Here is a 21,964-nt window from a genome sequence, read left to right as displayed (position 1 = left end):
CCTGGAGTGCACGGGTAGCGCCGACGGTTCGCTGCCGTCAGGAGGACAACCGTAGGAGTTCCTCACGGAGGTCGTTGATCACCGGGCCACCTTCGACGCGCCAGAAGTACCAAGCGTTGCCGCTCTTGCCTCCGCGGACCTCTCTCGCTGCCCCGGCGGGGCTTTCGTAGGTCTTGCCCTGGTACAGCATTCTCCCGCCGGCGAGCAGAGTTCCCCGTGCGTCGGGCCACCGTCCGTCGGTGCACTGCAGCGTGGCCCCGACCTCGAGCAGGCCCGCCGCGATCACGTCTGCGTACGATGCCGTCGCCTTCGACAGTCGCGAGGAGCGGTCGGTGGTCTTGCCCTCGTGGCCTTCGGGAATCGGCCAGGTGGCTATGACGGCCGTGATCATCTCTTCCGTGCGCTCGTCGATACGCCGCTCGTCCCAGCCATCGGCAGACGCATCGACGATTGCACGGTTCATGAGAAAGACATCGTGGCGGTGGATGGCTGCACGTTTGCCAGTGTCCCCTAGCCAAGGGCCGTTGGAGACCGAAGCGTTGAGTGAACCGGTGATGAGGGTGAGGTTTCCGAGCCGGTGCACGTGCTCGTCGCGGTCGGCCTCCGCCGCAGCGTCCGAAACTGGCCAGTGAGCCTGCCACGCGCGAGGCAGCAGGTGCTCGACCTGGTTCTTGTCTCGGTGCATCCTGACGCCTGTCTTCGACGGACCGACCTGCGTGTAGCCCCGGTACCAGTCTTCGATCGCCTGGAGAAGCATCCGCTGCATAGGTTGGGGGAAGCGCCGATAGAACGGAACGGAACGTAATGTCTCCGTCAGTTCTTGGTCTCCGGGCCAGTAGGTGCTGGTGGACTGCTGGCGGGTCAGGTGCCTCTGGACCTTCTCGACGAGGTCTTCGACGGATGCCCCACGCGAGGCGGAGATCAGCTCCGCGGCAACTCGGCCGAGATCGCCGTTCTGCAGCCGCAGCAGGCGTCGGCGGACGATCCAGCTCTCAACAGCATCGACCACGGCCGCGATCGTTGTCGGTCCATAGGTGTTGCCTGGTTCGGTGAGCCAAAGCACGATCGGCTTGGTGATCTCCACTTGGGCCACCGACATTCGATAGACATGAAGTTCCAGACGATTTAGATCCGCGTGCGTGTCGGCCGCACGTTCGGTGAGCTGCTGGTACGTGGCGGCTTGGGCCGTGATGAGCTCGAGGAGTTCAGACATCGTGTGGTCGGTCTCGTGCTCGGAGAAGAACTTGAACCGCGCGAAGGTAGAGCGGGGGCTCACTTCTTTGCCGACTCGGGAAATCAACCACTGCCCGAGGAAGAGCGCGCTGCGGGTCGTGGGGAAGCGTCCGACACTGACCTCGGACTCCCAGAATTTCGTCTCGAATGGCCAGCTCCGGTACGCCTCCGTTGTGTCCTTGCCCTCTGCTTTAAGCCGCTGGAAGATGAAGTTCTTGATGAGGTCCGCCGCGGTCAGCGGAGTGCCGCGGGCGTTCAGAGTCTCGAAGATCTCTTGCGAGTCCTCCTCGGCCGTCAGTCGGATGACGACGAGCTGCAGTGCTGTCTGGAGTGAGATGGCGAGCGCATCCGCGCGTGCACTCAGAGTGTCGGGGTCGGAGTCGAGCCAGGCGCCGACGTGCGAGGCGAAATACTCGTGTGCTTGCGTGAGGAGTGAGCCGCGGTGATTCAGTGACGCATGGTCGACCGGCGGCTCGGCGACCATCACCTCGTCGAACGCGGATCGATCGCGGTTCGTGTGGCGTAGCTTCAATGCTGTCTCGCCGTCTCCGACGAAGTTGCTGTCGTTGTGCGTCAGGAAGTTCAGGCGTGCTGCGAGCGCGTGCAGATCGCGTGCCGCGAAGGCGGCCGCCGTCGCGTCGAGAGCGAGCTGGAGCGTGGTCAGCCTCTGCTGACCGTCGACGATCTGGAACTCCTGCATTCCGACGGGGCCGGTCGGCGCGTCTTGCGTGACGACTGCTCCGAGGAAATGCGTCGCGTTCGAGCCGGGGTTCTCCATCCGATGCTCGGTCAGACGCCTGATGTCGCCCCAGAGGGGAGCCCACTGGTCCTCCTGCGTCCAGACGTACGGGCGCTGATAGATGGGGACGGTCAGGTGCTGCGGCATGCCGAAGATTCCCTGAGGCGTCGTGAGGTCCGTCTTCACGCAGTGCTCCCTTGCTGGACCGCAGGAGTACGGTCGATTGCATTCTACGAGCGCGGCGATTCTGCACGGCTACCTCCCCAGAGCGGCTACTCGCGCGCAGCATCCTGTTCCTGGGCCGCCGTCTGGCCATCCGCGAACCGTGCCTGGGCCCGGTCATGACGCTTACCGACGGGCACGAGCTCGGTGGCCTTCGGCAGCCCCATCGGCTTTGTCGAGACGTACACGCTCTCGGCGGTGTCGACGCGGAAGGTCTCGTGCCAGACGCCCACCGCTCCCGGGGCCTTGCGTGCTGCGCGGTTGAAGGCGGTCCAGGCGGGTCGGTGCTGCTGGTTCGGGCTGGACGCGTAGGCGTAGAGCTTGTCGACGGATGACCAGTACTGCACGACGTAGGGTCCGCCCGAGCCGAAGAGCAGGTGGTAGCCCAGCATGCCCGAGTCGGGGTCGGTGCTGAGCTCGCGCAGCATTCCCGGCATGGCGAAGAAGGCCGGCATCCACAGGTCGGGGCGCCACCAGCGGTTGATCTGCATCCCGATGTGGAACACGACGAGCTCGCCCTCGTGGCGGTGGGTCATGCGGCCCGTGATGACTTTCGACATGATGGCTCCTTAGTTGGATAGTGTCACTATCCATAATGGATAGCGTTACTATCGAAGTCAAGAGGTGGCCATGAGAATTTCCGAACTGTCAGCCCAGACCGGCGTGACCGTGCCGACGATCAAGTACTACCTGCGCGAGGGACTGCTGCCCGAGGGCGAACGGTCGTCTGCGACTCAGGCCGCTTACGGGGAGAAGCACGTGGAGCGGCTGCGGGTGATCCGGGCCCTGCTCGACGCGGGGGTGAGCATCGCCGAGACGCGGCGGGTGCTCGGGGCGCTGGACGATCCGCCGGAGAGTGCGCACGACCTGCTCGGGACGGCGCATGCGGCCATCACTCCGCCCGTGGATGAGTCTTTGGATCTGACGGATGCTGAGGCGCTTGTGGCAGGGCTCGGGTGGAAGCCGGGGATGTGCGACGAGGCAGTGTTGTATGCGGTCGCGCGGGCGCTGCAGGGTTTGGAGCGCGTCGGCTTCACCGTTCCGGATGCGGCGATGGCGGAGTATCTCGCGAGTGCGCGGCGGATTGCGGATGCGGAGATCGCGGGGGTGCCGGAGGGGTCTGCGGAGGCCGCGGTGCGGTACGTGGTGTTGGGGTCCGTGTTGGTGGAGCCGTTGTTGTTGGCGTTGCGGCGAGTGTCGCAGCAGGTGGTTTCGGGGGAGCGGTTTGGCGGCGGTGTCGCCTCACGAGCGTGAGTCGAGGTCGAGCGCTCCGCCATCGCCCATTCGCTCTTGGGGGCGCACCCGAGCCGTGTGGAAACCGTACATCGCTACGCGTGAGCGAGGACGGGCCGCGACCCCGGGGCCTTTGTCCGCAGTGGCGTCCTGGCGACGCCACGGGCGGTCGGACCGAGCACGCCACACGGGCGATCCAACAAGAGCCCAATGCACGGGCAATCAGCGTCGACGGCTGTGGTCGGGCTAGGGTCGATAGGATCAGCGAAGACAAACTCAAGCGATCTTCGAGGCCGCCACATCGCGATCCTACGATTGGCGACCTTCGGCGACAACCTAGCGGTGCTGCAGGGTGTGGAGTTTGATCAGTGTGGAGGGAGCGGGGAACGTGCCGGCATTGCAGCTAGACGGATCGAGCACTGTTGCGTGGGTGGATCTGCCCTCGGGCGCCGCCGACGCCATCGTTGTTCTTGGTCGGGATGATGCTGGGGCGGGGGCGATCCAGATTGGTGTCGCTAATCTGACCGCGCGGCCGACGAAAGGCATACTCGACGACCTCTGGCGGTCGCGGGGCACGCGGGCTCCTATGGGCTTCATCGTCGCCGCCGTCACTCCGGACGGCGTATGGGTTCACTACCCGTCCGCGGGCGCACCGCCTATCGGTCCCGTCACAGTCGGTCAGGCGGAGCGCCAGCTTCGGTCTGTACTGGAGGAGGAGAACGGACTTGCCGCTCACGGACGCATTCGCGCCATCCAGGAGGCGATGTCCTCGGCGGGTACCGACGGCTTCTCCAATCATTTCCTGTTCGCCACCTACCACCTGAACCGCGACGTGCCTCGCCGCCCGGATTGGGATTCAGCGGGTCAGAAGGCGATGCCGATCCTCCCCAAGCGCGGCATCGAGCTGGTGTCCGCGCTTGGGTTCGATACCGAACTTGCTGGGTCGGAGCGGCTGCTCGTCCTGCGTGCCTCCAGCGGCCCGCGCCGCGCCGTCGCTGTGCTGCTGCGCGACGACGAGCATTTCGATCAGAAGTCCACGACGTACCAGCTCACTCCCGTCGCCAAGGCACTCGAAATCGCTGGTCGTGAGGACGTGCCGTGGGTGATCGCGCTGCGCAAGTCCACCCTGCGGCTGTACCCCGGACGCGACGGCGTCGGCGTCGGACAGCGCGGGCAGTCGGAGACCTACTTCGAGTTGGACCTGGATCTGCTCGCGCCAGAGCAGTCTGCGCTGCTGACGCTGATCTTCTCCGCTGAGGCACTCGACGCGGACGGTTCTGCGCAGCAGATCCTCGACGGCTCGGGCAAGTACGCCGCCGACCTCGGTACGCGCCTGCGCGACCGTGTATACGAGGGCGTGGTACCTCGGGTCGCGCTTGCTATCGCCGATCAGCTCCCAGCGCTCGGGCTCGCGCTCGATGCGGAGGGTCTCCAGATGGCCTACCGCCTCACAATGCGTGTCCTGTTCCGTCTGCTGTTCCAGGCATACGGTGAGGCGACCGAGTTGCTACCTGCGGGCCGCAACGATCACTACGACGCCAACTCGCTCCAGGCGTTCATCACCCGCGAGATCGGCACGGGTCCCGACCAGTTCTCCACCGAGTCGGCAGCGATCTGGTCGGATCTCACGCAGGTGTGGGAGGTGATTTTCTACGGCAACTCCCGCTGGGAGGTGCCTGCCTATGGTGGCAGCCTGTTCGACCCGGCGACCGAGGAAGGCGCTCTGCTGTCGCGGGTCAAGCTCACCGATAGCGTGATCGGCCCTGCCCTCCAGGAACTCCTCAGCGAGGAGACCATCGACGAGACGTGGGGGCCGGTCGACTTCCGCAGCCTCCAGGTGCGTGAGTTCGGCACCATCTACGAGGGCCTCCTGGAATCCAGCCTCTCGCTCGCCGAGCAGAACCTCACCGTGGATCGGAACGGAGCGTACGTGCCCGCGAAGGACGACGATGAAGTCGTCGCTCCGGCGGGTCGCCCGTACTTTCACTCGGCGTCGGGGGAGCGCAAGGCAACCGGCTCGTACTACACGCCGAAGATCGTCGTCGACCACCTCATCGAGCGGTCGGTCGAACCCGCGTTGAAGGCCCACCTCGAGCGCATCAAGACCCTCATGGATGAGGGTAAGGAACGCCAGGCCGCAGACGCCTTCTTTGACTTCCGTGTCGCCGACCTGGCAATGGGCTCCGCGCACTTCCTGGTCGCCGCCGTGGACAAGCTCGAGCGCGGTATGCGGGACTTCCTCACCGCCACCGAGGTGCCGGGCGTCCGCGCCGAACTTGCACGCCTCGCGGAGAAGGCGCGCGAGGCGCTCGGGCAGGACACAGAGGGTGCGAAAGCGATCACCGACGGCCAGCTCCTTCGCCGCCAGGTGGCACGTCGCTGCATCTACGGCCTCGACATCAACCCGCTCGCCGTCGAGCTGTCGCAGCTCGCGCTCTGGATTCACACCTTCGTGCCCGGACTGCCGATGTCAAGCCTCGACCACGGCCTCGTCCTCGCCAACTCCCTCACCGGCATCGGCACCATCGATGAGGCGATGGACGCGCTGAAGGCCGACGGGCTGTTCGAGCAGATCATCCGCGAGCCGCTGACGGCCGCACACGACCTCCTCATCGACTACGCGAACGCTTCCGAGGCCGACAAGTCGGAGGTCGCCGCCGGTGCGGAGATGCTGGCGAAGGCACGCGATGCGGCGGCCCCGGCGAAGGCGATCTTCGATGTGGCCGTCGCCAAGCGCCTCGGCGTGACGATTGACGAGGCGTGGGATGCCAAGCAGTTCATTGCTCTCGCGGCGACGCGCGAAGTGCGGGAAGCCGTCGATCCGCTCCAGCCTGCGCACATGCCGTACCTGTTCCCCGAGGTGTTCCTTCGAGGGCGGCCCGGATTCGACGCCTTGGTCGGGAACCCGCCCTGGGAGACCGTGAAGGTGGAGGAACAAAAGTGGTGGGGTTTGCGCGTACCCGGTCTGCGTGCCATGAAGCAACAAGAGCGGCGTGCCGCAATGCTCGGCTTGTTCGAGCAAAGGCCGGATCTCGTCGCGGAGTACGAGAGCGAACAGCGCAGAACGGAGACTCTCTCGAGCGCGATTCGGCGAGGCCCCTACAAGCTCGGCGCCGGAGATTTCGATCTCTACCAGGCGTTCGCATGGAGGTTCTGGAGCCTCGTTCGCCGAGGCGGGCGCTCGGCAGTTGTGCTTCCTCGCGCTGCCTTTTCCGGATCGCCTCTCGAGCATTGGCGGAGACAGGTACTTGCTGAGGGAGCGTTCGCTGACGTCTGTTTCCTGCAGAACAAGGCTGAGTGGATATTCCGTCTACCCAACGGGACGCGACTCACGATCGGTCTTGGCGTTATCGAACGGGGTGGTGCATCGATCGCGCGATTCTCCGGGCCGTTCGCGAGCGAGGCCGAGTTCCTTCAGGGGGCGAAAGATCTGATTGCGGTTCCGGCTGAGGAGTTTGTCGACTGGTCAGAGATTGCAGCTTTCCCGTTGATGCGGGATGCGATGTCCGGTGACGTCTTCATGCAGATGAAGCGGTCCCCGAGGTTTGATTCGCAGTATCCCGGTTGGGATTTCCGACTCGCAAATGAGATGCACTCCACAGGTGACCGTGCGCTCTATGACTTCGACATCTCCAAACCACACGGTACGGCGGTGATGACTGGCTCATCGTTCAATCTTTGGAATCCGAATTTTGGGTCACCGTATGCATACGTTGATGGCGAGAGGCTCGTAGCGCATCTCTCTGCCAAGCTCGCGTCCTCACGACGGCAGAAGCGTTCCCCATACGGCGGCATCGACTTCGGCGCAGGGAAGACAATGGCAGATCGGCCGCGTATTGCCTTCCGAAAGATCTCGCGAAGCGATGACTCTCGGACCACCATCTCGTGCCTGCTTCCTTCTGGAATCCCCGCGACGGAAGCTGCGCAGATAGTAGTTCGCGGCACCAGCGATGTCAAGGCAGAGGCGTATCTGTTGGGCGTGCTCAGCAGCATCCCATTTGATTGGGCGGCTCGGAAGTGGGTTGAGTCGAACTTCAACTTCTTCGTCATGAAGCCTCTCCCGATTCCTCGCTACCGTGCAGATTCGGCTCTCGTTCGTCGCGTAGTTCTGATCTCAGCTCGTCTGGCGGCAGTCGATGGGCGGTACAAAGAGTGGGCTGATGCTGTGGGGGTCGGGGTCGGCACCGCTGACACCGAGCCGACGAGAACGGAACTGATCGCGGAACTCGACGCGCTCGTGTCGCTCCTCTACGGGCTAACGCCGGAGCAGGTGGAGCATGTCTTCGCGACGTTCCACCGAGGTTGGAACTACGCCGCGCGCCTTGAGCGTGTCCTCGCGTACTGCGAGCAGTGGAGGGACGCGGCATGACAGACCAGCTTCCCGTCTTCGCGACGAATCGGATCGCGCCGCCGATGACGGTGCGTGAGGAGGTGCGTCGTCTATTCCGGGTGAATCGGGAGGCGCTGGCTGTTCCGCCGAGCGCCGCAATTGCGACGGCCTACGTCAATCCGGCGGGCTTCCTCCTGCTCGCCGATGAGCTGGAGAAACTGCCGCGCATCCGCATCCTGCTCGGGGCCGACCCGGTGCCCGATCCGCTGTTGCCGGTGGATGCCCACGCGACGCTCCGGAAGCGGCTCGATGCGGCGCTGACCGACCATGTGCGCTGGCTGAAGGCGGAGCGCGATGCGCTCGGGTTCGAGCTTCGAGCCACGCAGTCGGCGCAGCGGCTCGTGGCGTGGCTGCGCGCCGCCAACGAGCGCGGCGAGCCGATTGTGGAGATCCGCCGCTACACGGGCGGGTTCTTGCACGGCAAAGCGTTCATCAGCCACCACCCGACGCATCCTGCCTATCTCGCGGGGTCGTCGAACCTGACCTACGCGGGGCTCACCCGCAATGCCGAGCTGAACGTGGGTGCGTCCGGGCAGCACGGTTCGACGCCGCAGGTGATCGACTGGTTCGAGGAGTGCTGGGCCGGCTCCGAAGCCTTCGACCTTGCCGGGCTGTACGAGCCGTTGTGGGCCGAGCACACGCCGTGGAGCGTGTTCCTGCGCATGCTGCTGGCCCGCTATGGCGAGCATCTCGATGACGAGCAGGCTGGTCCGACGCGCTTCGAGCTGACCCGGTTCCAGGCCGACGGCGTGAAGCGGATGCGGCGGCTGCTGGAGGAGATCGGCGGCGTGCTAGTGGCCGACGAGGTGGGTCTGGGTAAGACCTTCCTCGCTCTCGAAGTGATCGCGGCGGCCACCGAGCAGCAGCGCCAGCGCGTGCTCGTCGCGGCTCCCGCCGCGCTGAAGGCGTCGGTGTGGGACCCGGTGCTGGAGCGGTATGACATCTCCCGCCGCGTCTCGGTGCACTCCTACGAAGAGATTCGCAGCCGGATGGACCCGGAGCATCCGGAACATCTCGGGTTCTACGAGCGAGCCGAGGACGCTGCGCTGGTGATCGTGGACGAGGCGCACAACTTGCGGAACGCGGGAGCTGCGCGCTCGGAGGCGTTGGATCGGATCATCCTCGCGGGGCGGCACCCGAAGAAGGTCGTGCTGCTGACCGCCACGCCAGTGAACAACTCGCTCATCGACCTGGAGACCCTGGTCAAGTACTTCATCCGCGACGACGCGCGCTTCGCCTCCATCGGCATTCCGTCGATCCGCAAGTACATCCGTGACGCGCAGGCCCTCGATCCCGAGGCGCTGACGCCCGCGCACCTGTTCGACCTGATGGATCAGGTCGCGGTGCGACGCACCAGGAGATTCGTCAAGGACAACTACCGCGGCGAGACGATCGCCGGGCCGGGAGGTAAGAAGATCCCGGTCGAGTTCCCCGATGCTGACGTGCGCCGCGTGGACTATCAGCTCGATGAGCCGGGTGAAGCATTGGTCGATGCGGTCACCTACGCGCTCGACATCCCCGAGGATGAGGCGCATGTCGCGTCGTTCAGCGTGCGCCGCAGCGACCCAAGGCGGCTCCTACTTGCCCGGTACGTTCCCAGTAAGTATCTGAAGACCGAGGACCTGAGCAAGACCGAGGTCTCGAACATGGGACTGCTGCGCTCCGCGGTGCTCAAGCGGCTCGAATCCTCGCCGACCGCGCTCGCCGGCACACTCGGCGTGCTCATCCAGACGCACGAGGCGTTCGTCTCGGCGCTCGGGAAGGGCACCGTGCTCGTCGGCGGCGCGCTGCGGGACTACGTGAGCTCCGAGTCGGAAGACCTTGACGAGATCGTCGCCGGTCTTGACGAAGACGATGAGCATCAGGCCACGCCTGCCGCGTTGTACGACGCGGAGCTGCTGGCATCGGACGTCGAGCGCGACCTCGTGCTGATCCGTCACCTACAGTCGCTCGCAGAGGCGGCCGCGCACGACGGTGAGCCGAAGGTCGCGGCACTGCTCGCCGAGCTGAAGCGGATCGCGGGCGAGGCCGAGAAGCCGGCCGTGTCGAATGCGCCCAGCGGCGACCGGCGGAAGGTCATCGTCTTCTCCACCTACGCCGACACGATCCGCGACCTGCACGAACGCCTTGTCGCTGCGCTGGACGCTGTGCCCGACGACTCGCCTCTTGCTGCCTACCGCGGGCGGATCGCACCCGCGGTGATCGGCGAGTTCGCTTCGGGCAAGCGCGGCGGCATCGACCAGCCCACTCGAGCGAAGGCGGTCGCCAATTTTGCTCCTCGCACTGCGGGCCAGCTCCGCGACGATGGCACTCCCATCGAGGCAGACCTCTACGACATCCTGCTGACGACCGACGTACTCGCCGAAGGTGTGAACCTCCAGCAGGCCGCGCACATCGTCAACTACGACCTGCCGTGGAACCCGATGCGCATCGTGCAACGCCACGGCCGCGTCGACCGCATCGGCAGCCAGCACAAGTCCATCGAACTCGACGTGTTCTTCCCCGCCGAGCACCTCGACGAGTTCCTCGGGCTGGAGCAGACTCTGATCCGCAAGCTCCGGCAGGCAGACGCTGCCATCGGCGCGGGCAAGGTGCTTCCCGGCGTCTCGCACTACCTGCCGCAGGAGCACTACGACCCCGACGCCATCGTCGGCGAGATCGAGGAACTCATCGACCAGGGCGGTGGCTCGGCGGCGGGATCGGGTGAGGAGTACCGGAGACGCCTCGCCAACGCGCTCGACGCCGACCAGTCCCTCCGCGGACGTCTCGAAGACCTGCCGTACGGCATCGGCAGCGGGTTCGTGAACCCGGCCGTCGCCGGTCGCTCCTTCGTGTTCTGCATGAAGATGGGCGACACTGGCCACATCTGGTTCCGCAACGTGAACGCCGACGACGCCTGGCAGCCGGTCGCCGATGAGGACGGCCGAGTCGTGGTCGACGACACCCTGATCTCGCTCGTCACCGCGGACCCCGGCAAGCCCGACCGCCCGCGCTCCCTGCCCGAAGAGGCGTTCCGCGCCGCATACGAGGCGTGGGCGCTTGCACAGGAAGATGGGCACGACGAGTGGATGCGCTCGACCGACCCGAACGCCCTCGCTGCCGAGATCCCCGCATCCTTCCGCGATGCACGCGAAGTCATCCTCAACAAGGGCGGCCACCTTGGCGCGGCACAGCTCCAGACCATCAAGCGCCTCAACACCGTGCCGACCGCCAAGGCAAGGAAGGCGATGCGGGCCGCACTGCGAACTCCAGGCAAGCCCAAGGCTGTTGTGGACGCGATTGTCCAGGTGCTCGACGGGTTCGGCATCCAGCCCGCCGAGAAGGTCGAACCGCTCCCGCCCATCGCGCTCGACGACGTGCGCCTCATCGCTTGGATGGCGGTCGAGGGGACGAAGGCGACGGAGACCCAAGGAGGCGCGTCGTGAGAGCTATGGTGACGTTCCGTCTCCGGCTCGCTCCAGTAGAACCTGATTTTCATCGCGTTCCCACTGCTGAGTGAATCCTTCTTATCCCCGAAAGCAAGAAGCGGAAAGGTCGTCGACGGTAATGAGTAACGAGGTTGTGCTTGTCGATCAGTTCGTCAAGGCCGCGCAGGACAGCCGGGATGCTCCGTTGCCAGACGACGTTGCCTTCGAGCTGTTCGCTGCAGCGACTGTCCTCAATGGTCACAACATGAGTGACGAAGAAGTAGAGGCGGGGCGCATCGGAGGTGGTCAAGACGGTGGTCTGGACGCCGTATACACCTTCCTCGATGGTCGTCTCCTCAGCGAAGATGCGGAAATCTTCGAGGATGGATTCAAGCCCAGTGAAATTCGCAAGGGTGCTGAGCTCTCGCTCTGGTTGATCCAAGCAAAACGATCCGAGGGCTTCGGAGAAGACGCCTTTGACAAGGCTGGGGCAAGTACGAAGAAGCTGCTCGACCTGAACTTCACCGACGACCAGCTCGTTGGGATCTACTCGGGCGATGTAGTCGAGCGCGTGCGCATCTTCACTCGTGCGTGGACTCTGCTGAGCATCAGGTCCCCGCGTATCTCGATTACGTTCGCGTACGTTTCACGCGGCGATACCGCGAGCGTCTCTGGTGGCGTGGCGCAGAAGATGACCGACGTACGCACAGAACTCAGCGCTTTGGTCCCCGGTGCCGAAATTGATGTTCGCGTCGTGGGCGCCAAGGAGCTTTGGGCGATGGCGAGCGCGACGCCGGAATACGATCTTCAGCTCCGATTCAAGGACTACATCTCAGAAGGGGACTCCTACGCGGGCCTGGTCTCGCTGCCCGACTACTTTCGGTTCCTGTCAGATGACGACGGGGCGCTGCGGGGGCATCTCTTCGACTGGAACGTCCGAGACTTCCAAGGCGCAGTTACCGTGAACAGGCAGATGAAGGCGACGCTGGAAGCCGATGACAACAGGGATTTCTGGTGGCTCAATAACGGAGTCACAATCCTGTGTTCGGCGGTCAACATCGGTGGTGAAAAGACGTTTACCCTCTCGGGTGTCCAGATCGTCAACGGGATGCAGACGTCGCACGCGATTCACGACGTGCTCACGGCCACAGGTGCGGACCTTGATCGGCACAAGCGCCGATCTGTGCAGGTCCGCGTGATCAAGACCCTGGACGAGGCGACGCGTGATGACGTGATCAGGGCTACAAACAGCCAGACGAAGGTTCCCGATGCATCGCTTCACGCGACCGAGGATCTCCATCGACAGATCGAGTCGCACTTCGCCGCAAGAGGCTGGTACTACGATCGGCGGAAGAACTTCTACAAGAACGCCGGTAAGCCCGCGGACAAGATCATTAGCATCCCCACACTTGGCCAGGCAGTCATGGCGATCGGTCTCAGCCGTCCGGATGATGCGCGCGCGCGTCCGTCAACGCTGCTCAACAATGAAGCGGACTATGCCGCGGTGTTCAGCGTGTCATTGAGCCTGGATGTGTACCTCTGGATTGCTGCTGTCCAGCGGCGCGTAGATTCGCTCCTTCTAACTGAGGGCGTCGCAGATGCCCCAACTAGGACCAACGCCCGCTTCTACATCAGCAGCTATCTCGTGACGAAGGCGCTGGGCGCGCAAATTTACAACCCGAGCCAGCTGAAGGCTCTTTCGGAGGCCCCGCTCTCCATCGACGTCGACGACGTCAAAGCCGCTCTTTCTGTCGTCAGTGAAGAGATCCAAGGCATCGTCGACGGTAACTCTTGGCAGGTCGATCGAGTGGCGAAGAGCGACTTGCTGACAAAGGCGGTGGTTGCGCGGGCAGTCGCGGACGCGACCATCCAACCTGAATCGAGTGCTGTCGACGCCCCCTGAACTCTTCGACCGTCGTTGCAGACATGGAGCTCCAGGGGAAGGCGCCTCGAGAAAGAGGCAGACGCTCCAGCGTAGGGCGGACGCGCGCTACGCCTGATCTACCCGGGTAGATCAGGCGTAGCCGGCGAAACTCCGTTCAGCCTCGCCCGCCACTCACCTTCTTGAACCACACGCCGACCTGCGTCTGGAACAGCTCGCGAACCAGGTCGCTGTCGAGCGCGCCGTCGACGCCTCGCAGTCGACCCTGTGTGAGCTCACCGCAGACCACTGCCCATGCGTATCCGATCGCCAGGGTGAAGGTGCTGGCGACGGTGCCCGAGATCGCACCGCCGATAATGGTTCCCGCTCCGGGGATGAACTTCAGGAGGCCGGCGACGGCGCTTCGTCCTGCCGCCGAGACGGCGACTGTTGCCGCGGTCGCTGCGATCGTGGCGGTCTCGACTCTGACACCGTAGATCGCCGCCACCCTCGCCATCATCCCGAGCTGAATGGGGATGAGCACACCGGCGTCCGCAACGGGGATCGGAATAGCTCCGACCGTCAACGCCGCCGTGGCAGCCGCGCGGACAGCTGTTTGAGCTTGCTTGCGCTTTCTTGCCAGATCGACTTTCTGGGCGGCTGCGAACGCTGCTTCAACACCCTCGGGAGCAGCGCGAAACGTGGCATCGACGAGCTCCGTGAGCCCGTGCTGCACCTGACCGGTGAACTCATCCGCCGTCGACATCACCAGGATCGGACGACCGCCCACGATCGGCAGGTCGAGCCCGGCGATGTGATCCGCCAGGGTCAGAGCGTCGGCGTGATACTCGCCGTTCCGCGACGGCACCTGTGTCAGGACGGCGACGACGGGCAGGCCGAGGTCGTGCAGCCGGCGGATGAACTCTGCTTCGGTGTCCTCGAACCGCCGGTCCGTCGCCCGGACGCAGTACCAGGCGACGTGGATCTGCTCGGAGAGCGGCTGCCGGCGCATCTTCTTCAGGTACTCGCCGAGTTCGCTGATCAGCTCATCGGTGTCCTTGCCGATCTCGAGCCCACGGGTGTCGAGCAGGCCGAGGAAGCCGGAACGGTGGATGTAGAGATGCTCGTCCATCGTGACGGGTTCGCCGACTCCGGTGGGAGCGACCTCCTCGCCGAAGATCGCGTTGATCAGCGTCGACTTCCCGACGCCGGTCTTGCCGAAGATGGCGAGGTTGAAGCGGCCGATCTCGTCCGCTTGCTCTTTCCACTGATTGCGGAAGTCGTCTTCAGAGAAGGTCTCACCCGTCATTGCGCACTCTCTCTGAGGCTGTGGCCTCGGTCCCTGAGGCGTCGCGCCCCTCGCTGTGCATCAGCGTATCCGAGCGCGCATTAACGCTCGCTGCCTCACTCCGGGCCAAGATCCACCCAGTGGGGACCCACGGCCGACGATGTCAACTCGACCTTGGACAATCGCAGGCGCTCCGGGAGAACCTTGTTCACCGCATCAATGGTCTCGTTACGCGATTGGTCCAGCCTGTCGGCAAGGAACAGAAAGCGCCGCCTGTCCCGCAGGGGGATCTTGTACAGCGAGTTGCCGAGGTCGGGGACGGAGGAGAACTCCTGGGAAAGCTGCTTGAAGTCGAACGTCACAGCTTTCATCCTGTGCCGGATCACATCCACCGCTTGCGGGTCGAGTGGGTCCATGCAGTGCACGACATTCGGCGCCCCGAGGATCTCACGTGTGATCAACCGGCGACCACGCAGCGACTTCGTGATTCCCTTCAGCGCATCTTCCAACTCCTGCATCGAGGATTCGCGACCCACCGATGCGCGGAACGCTTCGCGGTCGAATACCTTGTGGATGAATTCCTCGGGATCTGGGTCCTCGACCCATCGGACGATCGGCGGTTGTGAGTGTCCGCTCGTGTTCGCGACGTGGGCGAGGGCAGCGTCGAACGCATCTCGATTCGTGGACTGACCCTGGAACTGCTCGTAGAACTTCTCGGCGAAGAGCCGTGCCCCGCGGTCACCGACCTTCCGATTCGCGCCGATGAACCATCCGCCCTGCGGGATCAGGTGCGGGGCCCACCGCGAGGTCTCGCATCCGTTCAGAAAAACTCCGTTGAGGACTTGCGCGTCGCGAAGCGCGGCGTGCAGCTCGCGCGGCGTCGCGGTGGAGGCGATCGGCAACCCCTGGCGGTCACGCCTAGCTACTTCGAGACTTCCGCCCTTGCCGTGACCGATGAAGTGGAACACATGGGGGTCGAAGGCGCGGATCGCTGCCTCGAGATCCTCCCAAGGCTCGTCCGTCTTGACGTCGACCTCGTACCTCTCGCACTCGTTGAGGTCGTCGAGCATCTGCGCTTCGGTCCGCGCCTCAGACAGATCGCTCGCGAAGCGAAGCTGGGCCCATACGAGCACCCGAATCCGGGGGTGATCTTCTTCTCTGAGCGTCATGGCGCGAGCCTAACCGAGCCATGCTCCCCCGGCTCGCTGGCTCTTCCCGCTTCCCACCCGCTGCGCCATCATGAGACGACCGTCCACGAAGGGGGCCCTCTTGTCGCTCGCTCCGACCACACCGGAAACCGTCACCGGCTCGGGCCTTCCCGGCGCCGCGGTCATCGTGAAGATCCGACGGGTCGTGATCGTGGCCGTGATCGCAGCCCTCGTGTACCCCGCGCTGATGGTCGCGAGTCGGAGCTACTGCCCCGGGGGCGTCAACGGCAGTGGTGGCTTCATTGATGCGTCGGGACAGCCGACCGGCGAGGCGCCCGTGTGCATGGATCTGACACTCCGCCCCAGCCCCCTGATCTACATCGGCATCGCCGCGATCGTGCTGATCACCCTCGGACGCGTGATAAAGGCGAGCGACGAACACACCGCCCTCAAGACACTGAACCGCGCGGCCATCGGAGTCTCGGCGCTCGTGGGCCTCGCGATCATCGTCTCTCTCGTCTGGTTCTTCCTGATCCCTATGGAGGGATTCAACTCCGGCTCCTGGACGGTCTTCAGTCCCTTCTCCTTCGGGAGCATCGACGTCACGACCACGCCCATGAGCGTCGAGTGACTCACGTAGACAACGGAGGAATCGCGCGGATCCGCGGATGCAGGCCGGCGACACGCCCGGCGGTCAGCCCTGATTTGCCCGATCCCCGGGATCCGCGTAACTTATTACCTGTTCGCCCCAAACGGTTGAGCGGAGGTCCTCGGACCGGCTCCCGTCAAGCAGCTAACACCTCCCGAATCCCAGACACTCACTGAGTGAACAGGATGAAGGTGCTGATCCGTTCCCACGGTCAGGCCGAGAAAAACTCGGACTTGACAACGGAAACGAGATCGGTAAGATAGAGAAGTTGCCCTGCGGGCCTGGCTGTGATGGCTGGGTCGTGGGAGCATCCGATCCTTGAGAACTCAACAGCGTGCACTTGTCAAATGCCAAATTATCCTCGTCTAGCTTCGGCTAGTTGAGAATTCCTTTGGATCAAAGACCAACCTCCTTGTGGGGTTGGCAATGGATGAAGTCAGCAATGAATTTGTCTCTTTGGTCAGCATCAAACTCGCTGCGTCACCGTTTTCCCGGTGGGGTATGCATTTCTTTTTTACGGAGAGTTTGATCCTGGCTCAGGATGAACGCTGGCGGCGTGCTTAACACATGCAAGTCGAACGGTGAACACGGAGCTTGCTCTGTGGGATCAGTGGCGAACGGGTGAGTAACACGTGAGCAACCTGCCCCTGACTCTGGGATAAGCGCTGGAAACGGCGTCTAATACTGGATATGTGACGTGACCGCATGGTCTGCGTCTGGAAAGAATTTCGGTTGGGGATGGGCTCGCGGCCTATCAGCTTGTTGGTGAGGTAATGGCTCACCAAGGCGTCGACGGGTAGCCGGCCTGAGAGGGTGACCGGCCACACTGGGACTGAGACACGGCCCAGACTCCTACGGGAGGCAGCAGTGGGGAATATTGCACAATGGGCGCAAGCCTGATGCAGCAACGCCGCGTGAGGGACGACGGCCTTCGGGTTGTAAACCTCTTTTAGCAGGGAAGAAGCGAAAGTGACGGTACCTGCAGAAAAAGCGCCGGCTAACTACGTGCCAGCAGCCGCGGTAATACGTAGGGCGCAAGCGTTATCCGGAATTATTGGGCGTAAAGAGCTCGTAGGCGGTTTGTCGCGTCTGCTGTGAAATCCGGAGGCTCAACCTCCGGCCTGCAGTGGGTACGGGCAGACTAGAGTGCGGTAGGGGAGATTGGAATTCCTGGTGTAGCGGTGGAATGCGCAGATATCAGGAGGAACACCGATGGCGAAGGCAGATCTCTGGGCCGTAACTGACGCTGAGGAGCGAAAGGGTGGGGAGCAAACAGGCTTAGATACCCTGGTAGTCCACCCCGTAAACGTTGGGAACTAGTTGTGGGGTCCATTCCACGGATTCCGTGACGCAGCTAACGCATTAAGTTCCCCGCCTGGGGAGTACGGCCGCAAGGCTAAAACTCAAAGGAATTGACGGGGACCCGCACAAGCGGCGGAGCATGCGGATTAATTCGATGCAACGCGAAGAACCTTACCAAGGCTTGACATATACGAGAACGGGCCAGAAATGGTCAACTCTTTGGACACTCGTAAACAGGTGGTGCATGGTTGTCGTCAGCTCGTGTCGTGAGATGTTGGGTTAAGTCCCGCAACGAGCGCAACCCTCGTTCTATGTTGCCAGCACGTAATGGTGGGAACTCATGGGATACTGCCGGGGTCAACTCGGAGGAAGGTGGGGATGACGTCAAATCATCATGCCCCTTATGTCTTGGGCTTCACGCATGCTACAATGGCCGGTACAAAGGGCTGCAATACCGCGAGGTGGAGCGAATCCCAAAAAGCCGGTCCCAGTTCGGATTGAGGTCTGCAACTCGACCTCATGAAGTCGGAGTCGCTAGTAATCGCAGATCAGCAACGCTGCGGTGAATACGTTCCCGGGTCTTGTACACACCGCCCGTCAAGTCATGAAAGTCGGTAACACCTGAAGCCGGTGGCCTAACCCTTGTGGAGGGAGCCGTCGAAGGTGGGATCGGTAATTAGGACTAAGTCGTAACAAGGTAGCCGTACCGGAAGGTGCGGCTGGATCACCTCCTTTCTAAGGAGCATCTGACACTTTCGGGTGTCCAGAACCCAGATCGAGAACGTTCGTTTCTCGCTGGGAGCTCATGGGTGGAACATTTGACATGGTGCGAAGGATGCTGTTCTTCTCCAGTACGCCACTTCGGTGGTTGGAACGGGGAGGGTGGCGGATGTCGCACCTGCACGCTGTTGGGTCCTGAGGGACCGGATGCGGATCTTTCGGGATCTGGTCTGAACCTCTGGGCCTCTTTCTGTTTCCCCCGTGTGGGGTTGTGGATAGGGGCACCGCCCGTACTTTGAGAACTACACAGTGGACGCGAGCATCTTGCAGCTGGCTTCGGTCAGTTGCACAAGATGATCTTAAAGATCATTAGTCAATTTCAGATTCCATCTTCGGATGGGGTCGAGTTTTTGATTCAAACTCATGTGATTTCAAGTCTTTAAGAGCAAACGGTGGATGCCTTGGCATCTGGAGCCGAAGAAGGACGTAGCAATCTGCGATAAGCCTCGGGGAACTGATAAGCAAGTTTTGATCCGAGGGTGTCCGAATGGGGAAACCCCGCTGGGCGGCGTGCCGACCTAGTGACTCCCGCCTGAATATATAGGGCGGGTAGAGGGAACGTGGGGAAGTGAAACATCTCAGTACCCACAGGAAGAGAAAGCAACCGCGATTCCGTTAGTAGTGGCGAGCGAAACCGGAACAGGCTAAACCTAGCGTGTGTGATAGCCGGCAGGCGTTGCACGTTGGGGGTTGTGGGACTTTTCAGTCATCTCTGCCGAGGTGGCGGCGTTACAAGAAGGTATAGACGAACGGTCTTGAAAGGCCGGTCATAGAGGGTGCCAACCCCGTAGTCGAAATGCCTCTCTTGGCGCGAAGAGTATCCCAAGTAGCACGGGGCCCGTGAAATCCCGTGTGAATCTGTCAGGACCACCTGATAAGCCTAAATACTCCCAGATGACCGATAGCGGACAAGTACCGTGAGGGAAAGGTGAAAAGTACCCCGGGAGGGGAGTGAAATAGTACCTGAAACCGTTTGCTTACAAACCGTTGGAGCCTCCTTAGTAGGGGTGACAGCGTGCCTTTTGAAGAATGAGCCTGCGAGTTAGCGATATGTGGCGAGGTTAACCCGTGTGGGGTAGCCGTAGCGAAAGCGAGTCTGAATAGGGCGATTCAGTCGCATGTCCTAGACCCGAAGCGAAGTGATCTATCCATGGCCAGGTTGAAGCGACCGTAAGACGTCGTGGAGGACCGAACCCACTTAGGTTGAAAACTGAGGGGATGAGCTGTGGATAGGGGTGAAAGGCCAATCAAACTTCGTGATAGCTGGTTCTCTCCGAAATGCATTTAGGTGCAGCGTTGCGTGTTTCTTGCCGGAGGTAGAGCTACTGGATGGCCGATGGGCCCTACAAGGTTACTGACGTCAGCCAAACTCCGAATGCCGGTAAGTGAGAGCGCAGCAGTGAGACTGTGGGGGATAAGCTTCATAGTCGAGAGGGAAACAACCCAGACCACCAACTAAGGTCCCAAAGCGCGTGCTAAGTGGGAAAGGATGTGGAGTTGCCTTGACAACCAGGAGGTTGGCTTAGAAGCAGCCACCCTTGAAAGAGTGCGTAATAGCTCACTGGTCAAGTGATTCCGCGCCGACAATGTAACGGGGCTCAAGCACGCCACCGAAGTTGTGGCATTGACATTATTGGTAGGCCTTCGTGGTCCAGCCGTGTTGATGGGTAGGAGAGCGTCGTGTGGCCAGCGAAGCGGCGGTGTAAACCAGCCGTGGAGGCTACACGAGTGAGAATGCAGGCATGAGTAGCGAATGACGTGTGAGAAACACGTCCTCCGAAAGACCAAGGGTTCCAGGGTCAAGCTAATCTTCCCTGGGTAAGTCGGGACCTAAGGCGAGGCCGACAGGCGTAGTCGATGGACAACGGGTTGATATTCCCGTACCGGCGAAGAACCGCCCAAGCTAATCCAGTAGTGCTAAGTGTCTGAATCCCAGTGACTGATCCCTTCGGGGTGACGCTCTGGGCCTAGCGCACGACCCCATTCTGGTGCGGTTAGCGTATTAACAGGTGTGACGCAGGAAGGTAGCCCAAGCCAGGCGATGGTTGTCCTGGTGCAAGTGCGTAGGCCGAGTCGTAGGCAAATCCGCGATTCACATAGGCTGAGACACGATGCGGATAAAAAGTGGGTGATCCTATGCTGCCAAGAAAAGCATCGACGCGAGGTTCTAGCCGCCCGTACCCCAAACCGACTCAGGTGGTCAGGTAGAGAATACCAAGGAGATCGAGAGAATCGTGGTTAAGGAACTCGGCAAAATGCCCCCGTAACTTCGGGAGAAGGGGGGCCTTCGGCGTATAGGGATTTACTCCCGAAAGCGTTTGGAGGCCGCAGAGACTAGTGGGTAGCGACTGTTTACTAAAAACACAGGTCCGTGCCAAGTCGCAAGACGATGTATACGGACTGACGCCTGCCCGGTGCTGGAAGGTTAAGAGGACCGGTTAGCCGCAAGGCGAAGCTGAGAATTTAAGCCCCAGTAAACGGCGGTGGTAACTATAACCATCCTAAGGTAGCGAAATTCCTTGTCGGGTAAGTTCCGACCTGCACGAATGGCGTAACGACTTCCCAACTGTCTCAACCGCGAACTCGGCGAAATTGCATTACGAGTAAAGATGCTCGTTACGCGCAGCAGGACGGAAAGACCCCGTGACCTTTACTACAGCTTGGTATTGGTGTTCGGTGTGGCTTGTGTAGGATAGGTGGGAGACTTTGAAGCATGGACGCTAGTTCGTGTGGAGTCATTGTTGAAATACCACTCTGGTCACTCTGGATATCTAACTTCGAACCGTAATCCGGTTCAGGGACAGTGCCTGGTGGGTAGTTTAACTGGGGCGGTTGCCTCCCAAAAAGTAACGGAGGCGCCCAAAGGTTCCCTCAACCTGGTTGGCAATCAGGTGTCGAGTGTAAGTGCACAAGGGAGCTTGACTGTGAGACTGACAGGTCGAGCAGGGACGAAAGTCGGGACTAGTGATCCGGCAGTGGCTTGTGGAAGCGCTGTCGCTCAACGGATAAAAGGTACCTCGGGGATAACAGGCTGATCTTGCCCAAGAGTCCATATCGACGGCATGGTTTGGCACCTCGATGTCGGCTCGTCGCATCCTGGGGCTGGAGTAGGTCCCAAGGGTTGGGCTGTTCGCCCATTAAAGCGGTACGCGAGCTGGGTTTAGAACGTCGTGAGACAGTTCGGTCCCTATCCGCTGCGCGCGTAGGAAATTTGAGAGGATCTGACCCTAGTACGAGAGGACCGGGTTGGACGAACCTCTGGTGTGTCAGTTGTTCCGCCAGGAGCACCGCTGATTAGCTACGTTCGGGATGGATAACCGCTGAAAGCATCTAAGCGGGAAGCCGGCCTCAAGATGAGATTTCCATACCTTCGGGTGAGAGGCTCCCAGCCAGACTACTGGGTTGATAGGCCAGATGTGGAAGTGCAGTAATGCATGCAGCTGACTGGTACTAATAAGCCGATGACTTGATAACACACCGTTTGTTGGTGCTACGCGTCCACTGAGTGGTTCTCGATGTACGGTCGAGAACCGCATAACAACAATGACTTTGTTATGTGTTTGATTGAAACATCAATAGTGTTTCGGCGGCCATAGCGTGAGGGAAACGCCCGGTTACATTCCGAACCCGGAAGCTAAGCCTCACAGCGCCGATGGTACTGCAGGGGGGACCCTGTGGGAGAGTAGGACACCGCCGGACTCCTTTTAGACAA

9 protein-coding genes and 3 rRNA genes are annotated in these 21,964 nt (G+C 62.0%); 8 read left to right on the top strand and 4 right to left on the bottom strand.

Annotated features, from left to right (window positions below; genetic code table 11):
* Positions 1–37 precede the first annotated feature (37 nt).
* On the bottom strand, positions 38–2,158 hold the full coding sequence (locus tag GZ64_RS0106590) for a GmrSD restriction endonuclease domain-containing protein (RefSeq protein WP_029265564.1): 2,121 nt from the start codon (positions 2,156–2,158) through the stop codon (positions 38–40).
* Positions 2,159–2,244: 86 nt separating this feature from the next.
* On the bottom strand, positions 2,245–2,754 hold the full coding sequence (locus GZ64_RS0106585) for a DUF4188 domain-containing protein (protein ID WP_029265563.1): 510 nt from the start codon (positions 2,752–2,754) through the stop codon (positions 2,245–2,247).
* A gap of 70 nt (positions 2,755–2,824) precedes the next feature.
* On the opposite strand from GZ64_RS0106585, the gene GZ64_RS0106580 reads away from it, so the two are divergent.
* The 4 genes from GZ64_RS0106580 to GZ64_RS0106565 all read left to right on the top strand — a co-directional run bounded on the left by GZ64_RS0106580 (position 2,825) and on the right by GZ64_RS0106565 (position 13,127).
* A complete protein-coding gene (locus GZ64_RS0106580) occupies positions 2,825–3,448 on the top strand; it encodes a MerR family transcriptional regulator (RefSeq protein WP_029265562.1) in 624 nt (207 codons plus the stop codon).
* 409 nt (positions 3,449–3,857) lie between these two features.
* The gene (locus GZ64_RS19830) at positions 3,858–7,796 is read left to right on the top strand and encodes an Eco57I restriction-modification methylase domain-containing protein (protein ID WP_136025385.1); all 3,939 of its coding nucleotides are present in this window, start codon (positions 3,858–3,860) and stop codon (positions 7,794–7,796) included.
* Positions 7,793–11,242 carry an SNF2-related protein gene (locus GZ64_RS0106570; protein ID WP_029265560.1) on the top strand — a complete coding sequence of 1,150 codons (3,450 nt, stop codon included), beginning with the start codon at positions 7,793–7,795 and terminating at the stop codon, positions 11,240–11,242. Before GZ64_RS19830 ends, GZ64_RS0106570 begins: the two co-directional genes overlap by 4 nt.
* A 121-nt stretch (positions 11,243–11,363) precedes the next feature.
* On the top strand, positions 11,364–13,127 hold the full coding sequence (locus GZ64_RS0106565; RefSeq protein ID WP_029265559.1) for an AIPR family protein: 1,764 nt from the start codon (positions 11,364–11,366) through the stop codon (positions 13,125–13,127).
* Positions 13,128–13,263: 136 nt separating this feature from the next.
* On the opposite strand, the gene GZ64_RS0106560 is transcribed toward GZ64_RS0106565, so the two are convergent.
* Together GZ64_RS0106560 and GZ64_RS0106555 are read right to left on the bottom strand one after the other, a co-directional pair.
* Positions 13,264–14,394, bottom strand: coding sequence for a GTPase family protein (locus GZ64_RS0106560; RefSeq protein WP_051667874.1), 1,131 nt, complete (start codon positions 14,392–14,394; stop codon positions 13,264–13,266).
* A 95-nt stretch (positions 14,395–14,489) separates the two neighbouring features.
* The gene (locus GZ64_RS0106555; RefSeq protein ID WP_136025386.1) at positions 14,490–15,542 is read right to left on the bottom strand and encodes a CHAT domain-containing protein; all 1,053 of its coding nucleotides are present in this window, start codon (positions 15,540–15,542) and stop codon (positions 14,490–14,492) included.
* Between the two features lie 100 nt (positions 15,543–15,642).
* Here GZ64_RS0106555 and GZ64_RS0106550 point away from each other — a divergent pair, with 100 nt between their 5' ends.
* The 4 genes from GZ64_RS0106550 (at position 15,643) to rrf (ending at position 21,951) form a co-directional block, all read left to right on the top strand.
* The gene (locus tag GZ64_RS0106550) at positions 15,643–16,152 is read left to right on the top strand and encodes a hypothetical protein (RefSeq protein ID WP_029265556.1); all 510 of its coding nucleotides are present in this window, start codon (positions 15,643–15,645) and stop codon (positions 16,150–16,152) included.
* Between the two features lie 531 nt (positions 16,153–16,683).
* Positions 16,684–18,207 (top strand): 16S ribosomal RNA (locus GZ64_RS0106545).
* Between the two features lie 414 nt (positions 18,208–18,621).
* A 23S ribosomal RNA gene (locus GZ64_RS0106540) occupies positions 18,622–21,726 on the top strand.
* 108 nt (positions 21,727–21,834) lie between these two features.
* Positions 21,835–21,951: ribosomal RNA gene (rrf, locus tag GZ64_RS0106535) — 5S ribosomal RNA — on the top strand.
* The 16S, 23S and 5S rRNA genes sit together here, the layout of an rRNA operon.
* Positions 21,952–21,964: the final 13 nt, after the last annotated feature.

Source organism: Microbacterium sp. Cr-K32, from assembly GCF_000708345.1.
GTDB lineage: Bacteria > Actinomycetota > Actinomycetes > Actinomycetales > Microbacteriaceae > Microbacterium > Microbacterium maritypicum_A.
The sequence above is the reverse complement of the archived record's forward strand: the minus strand, read 5'-3'. Positions and strand labels throughout refer to the sequence as shown.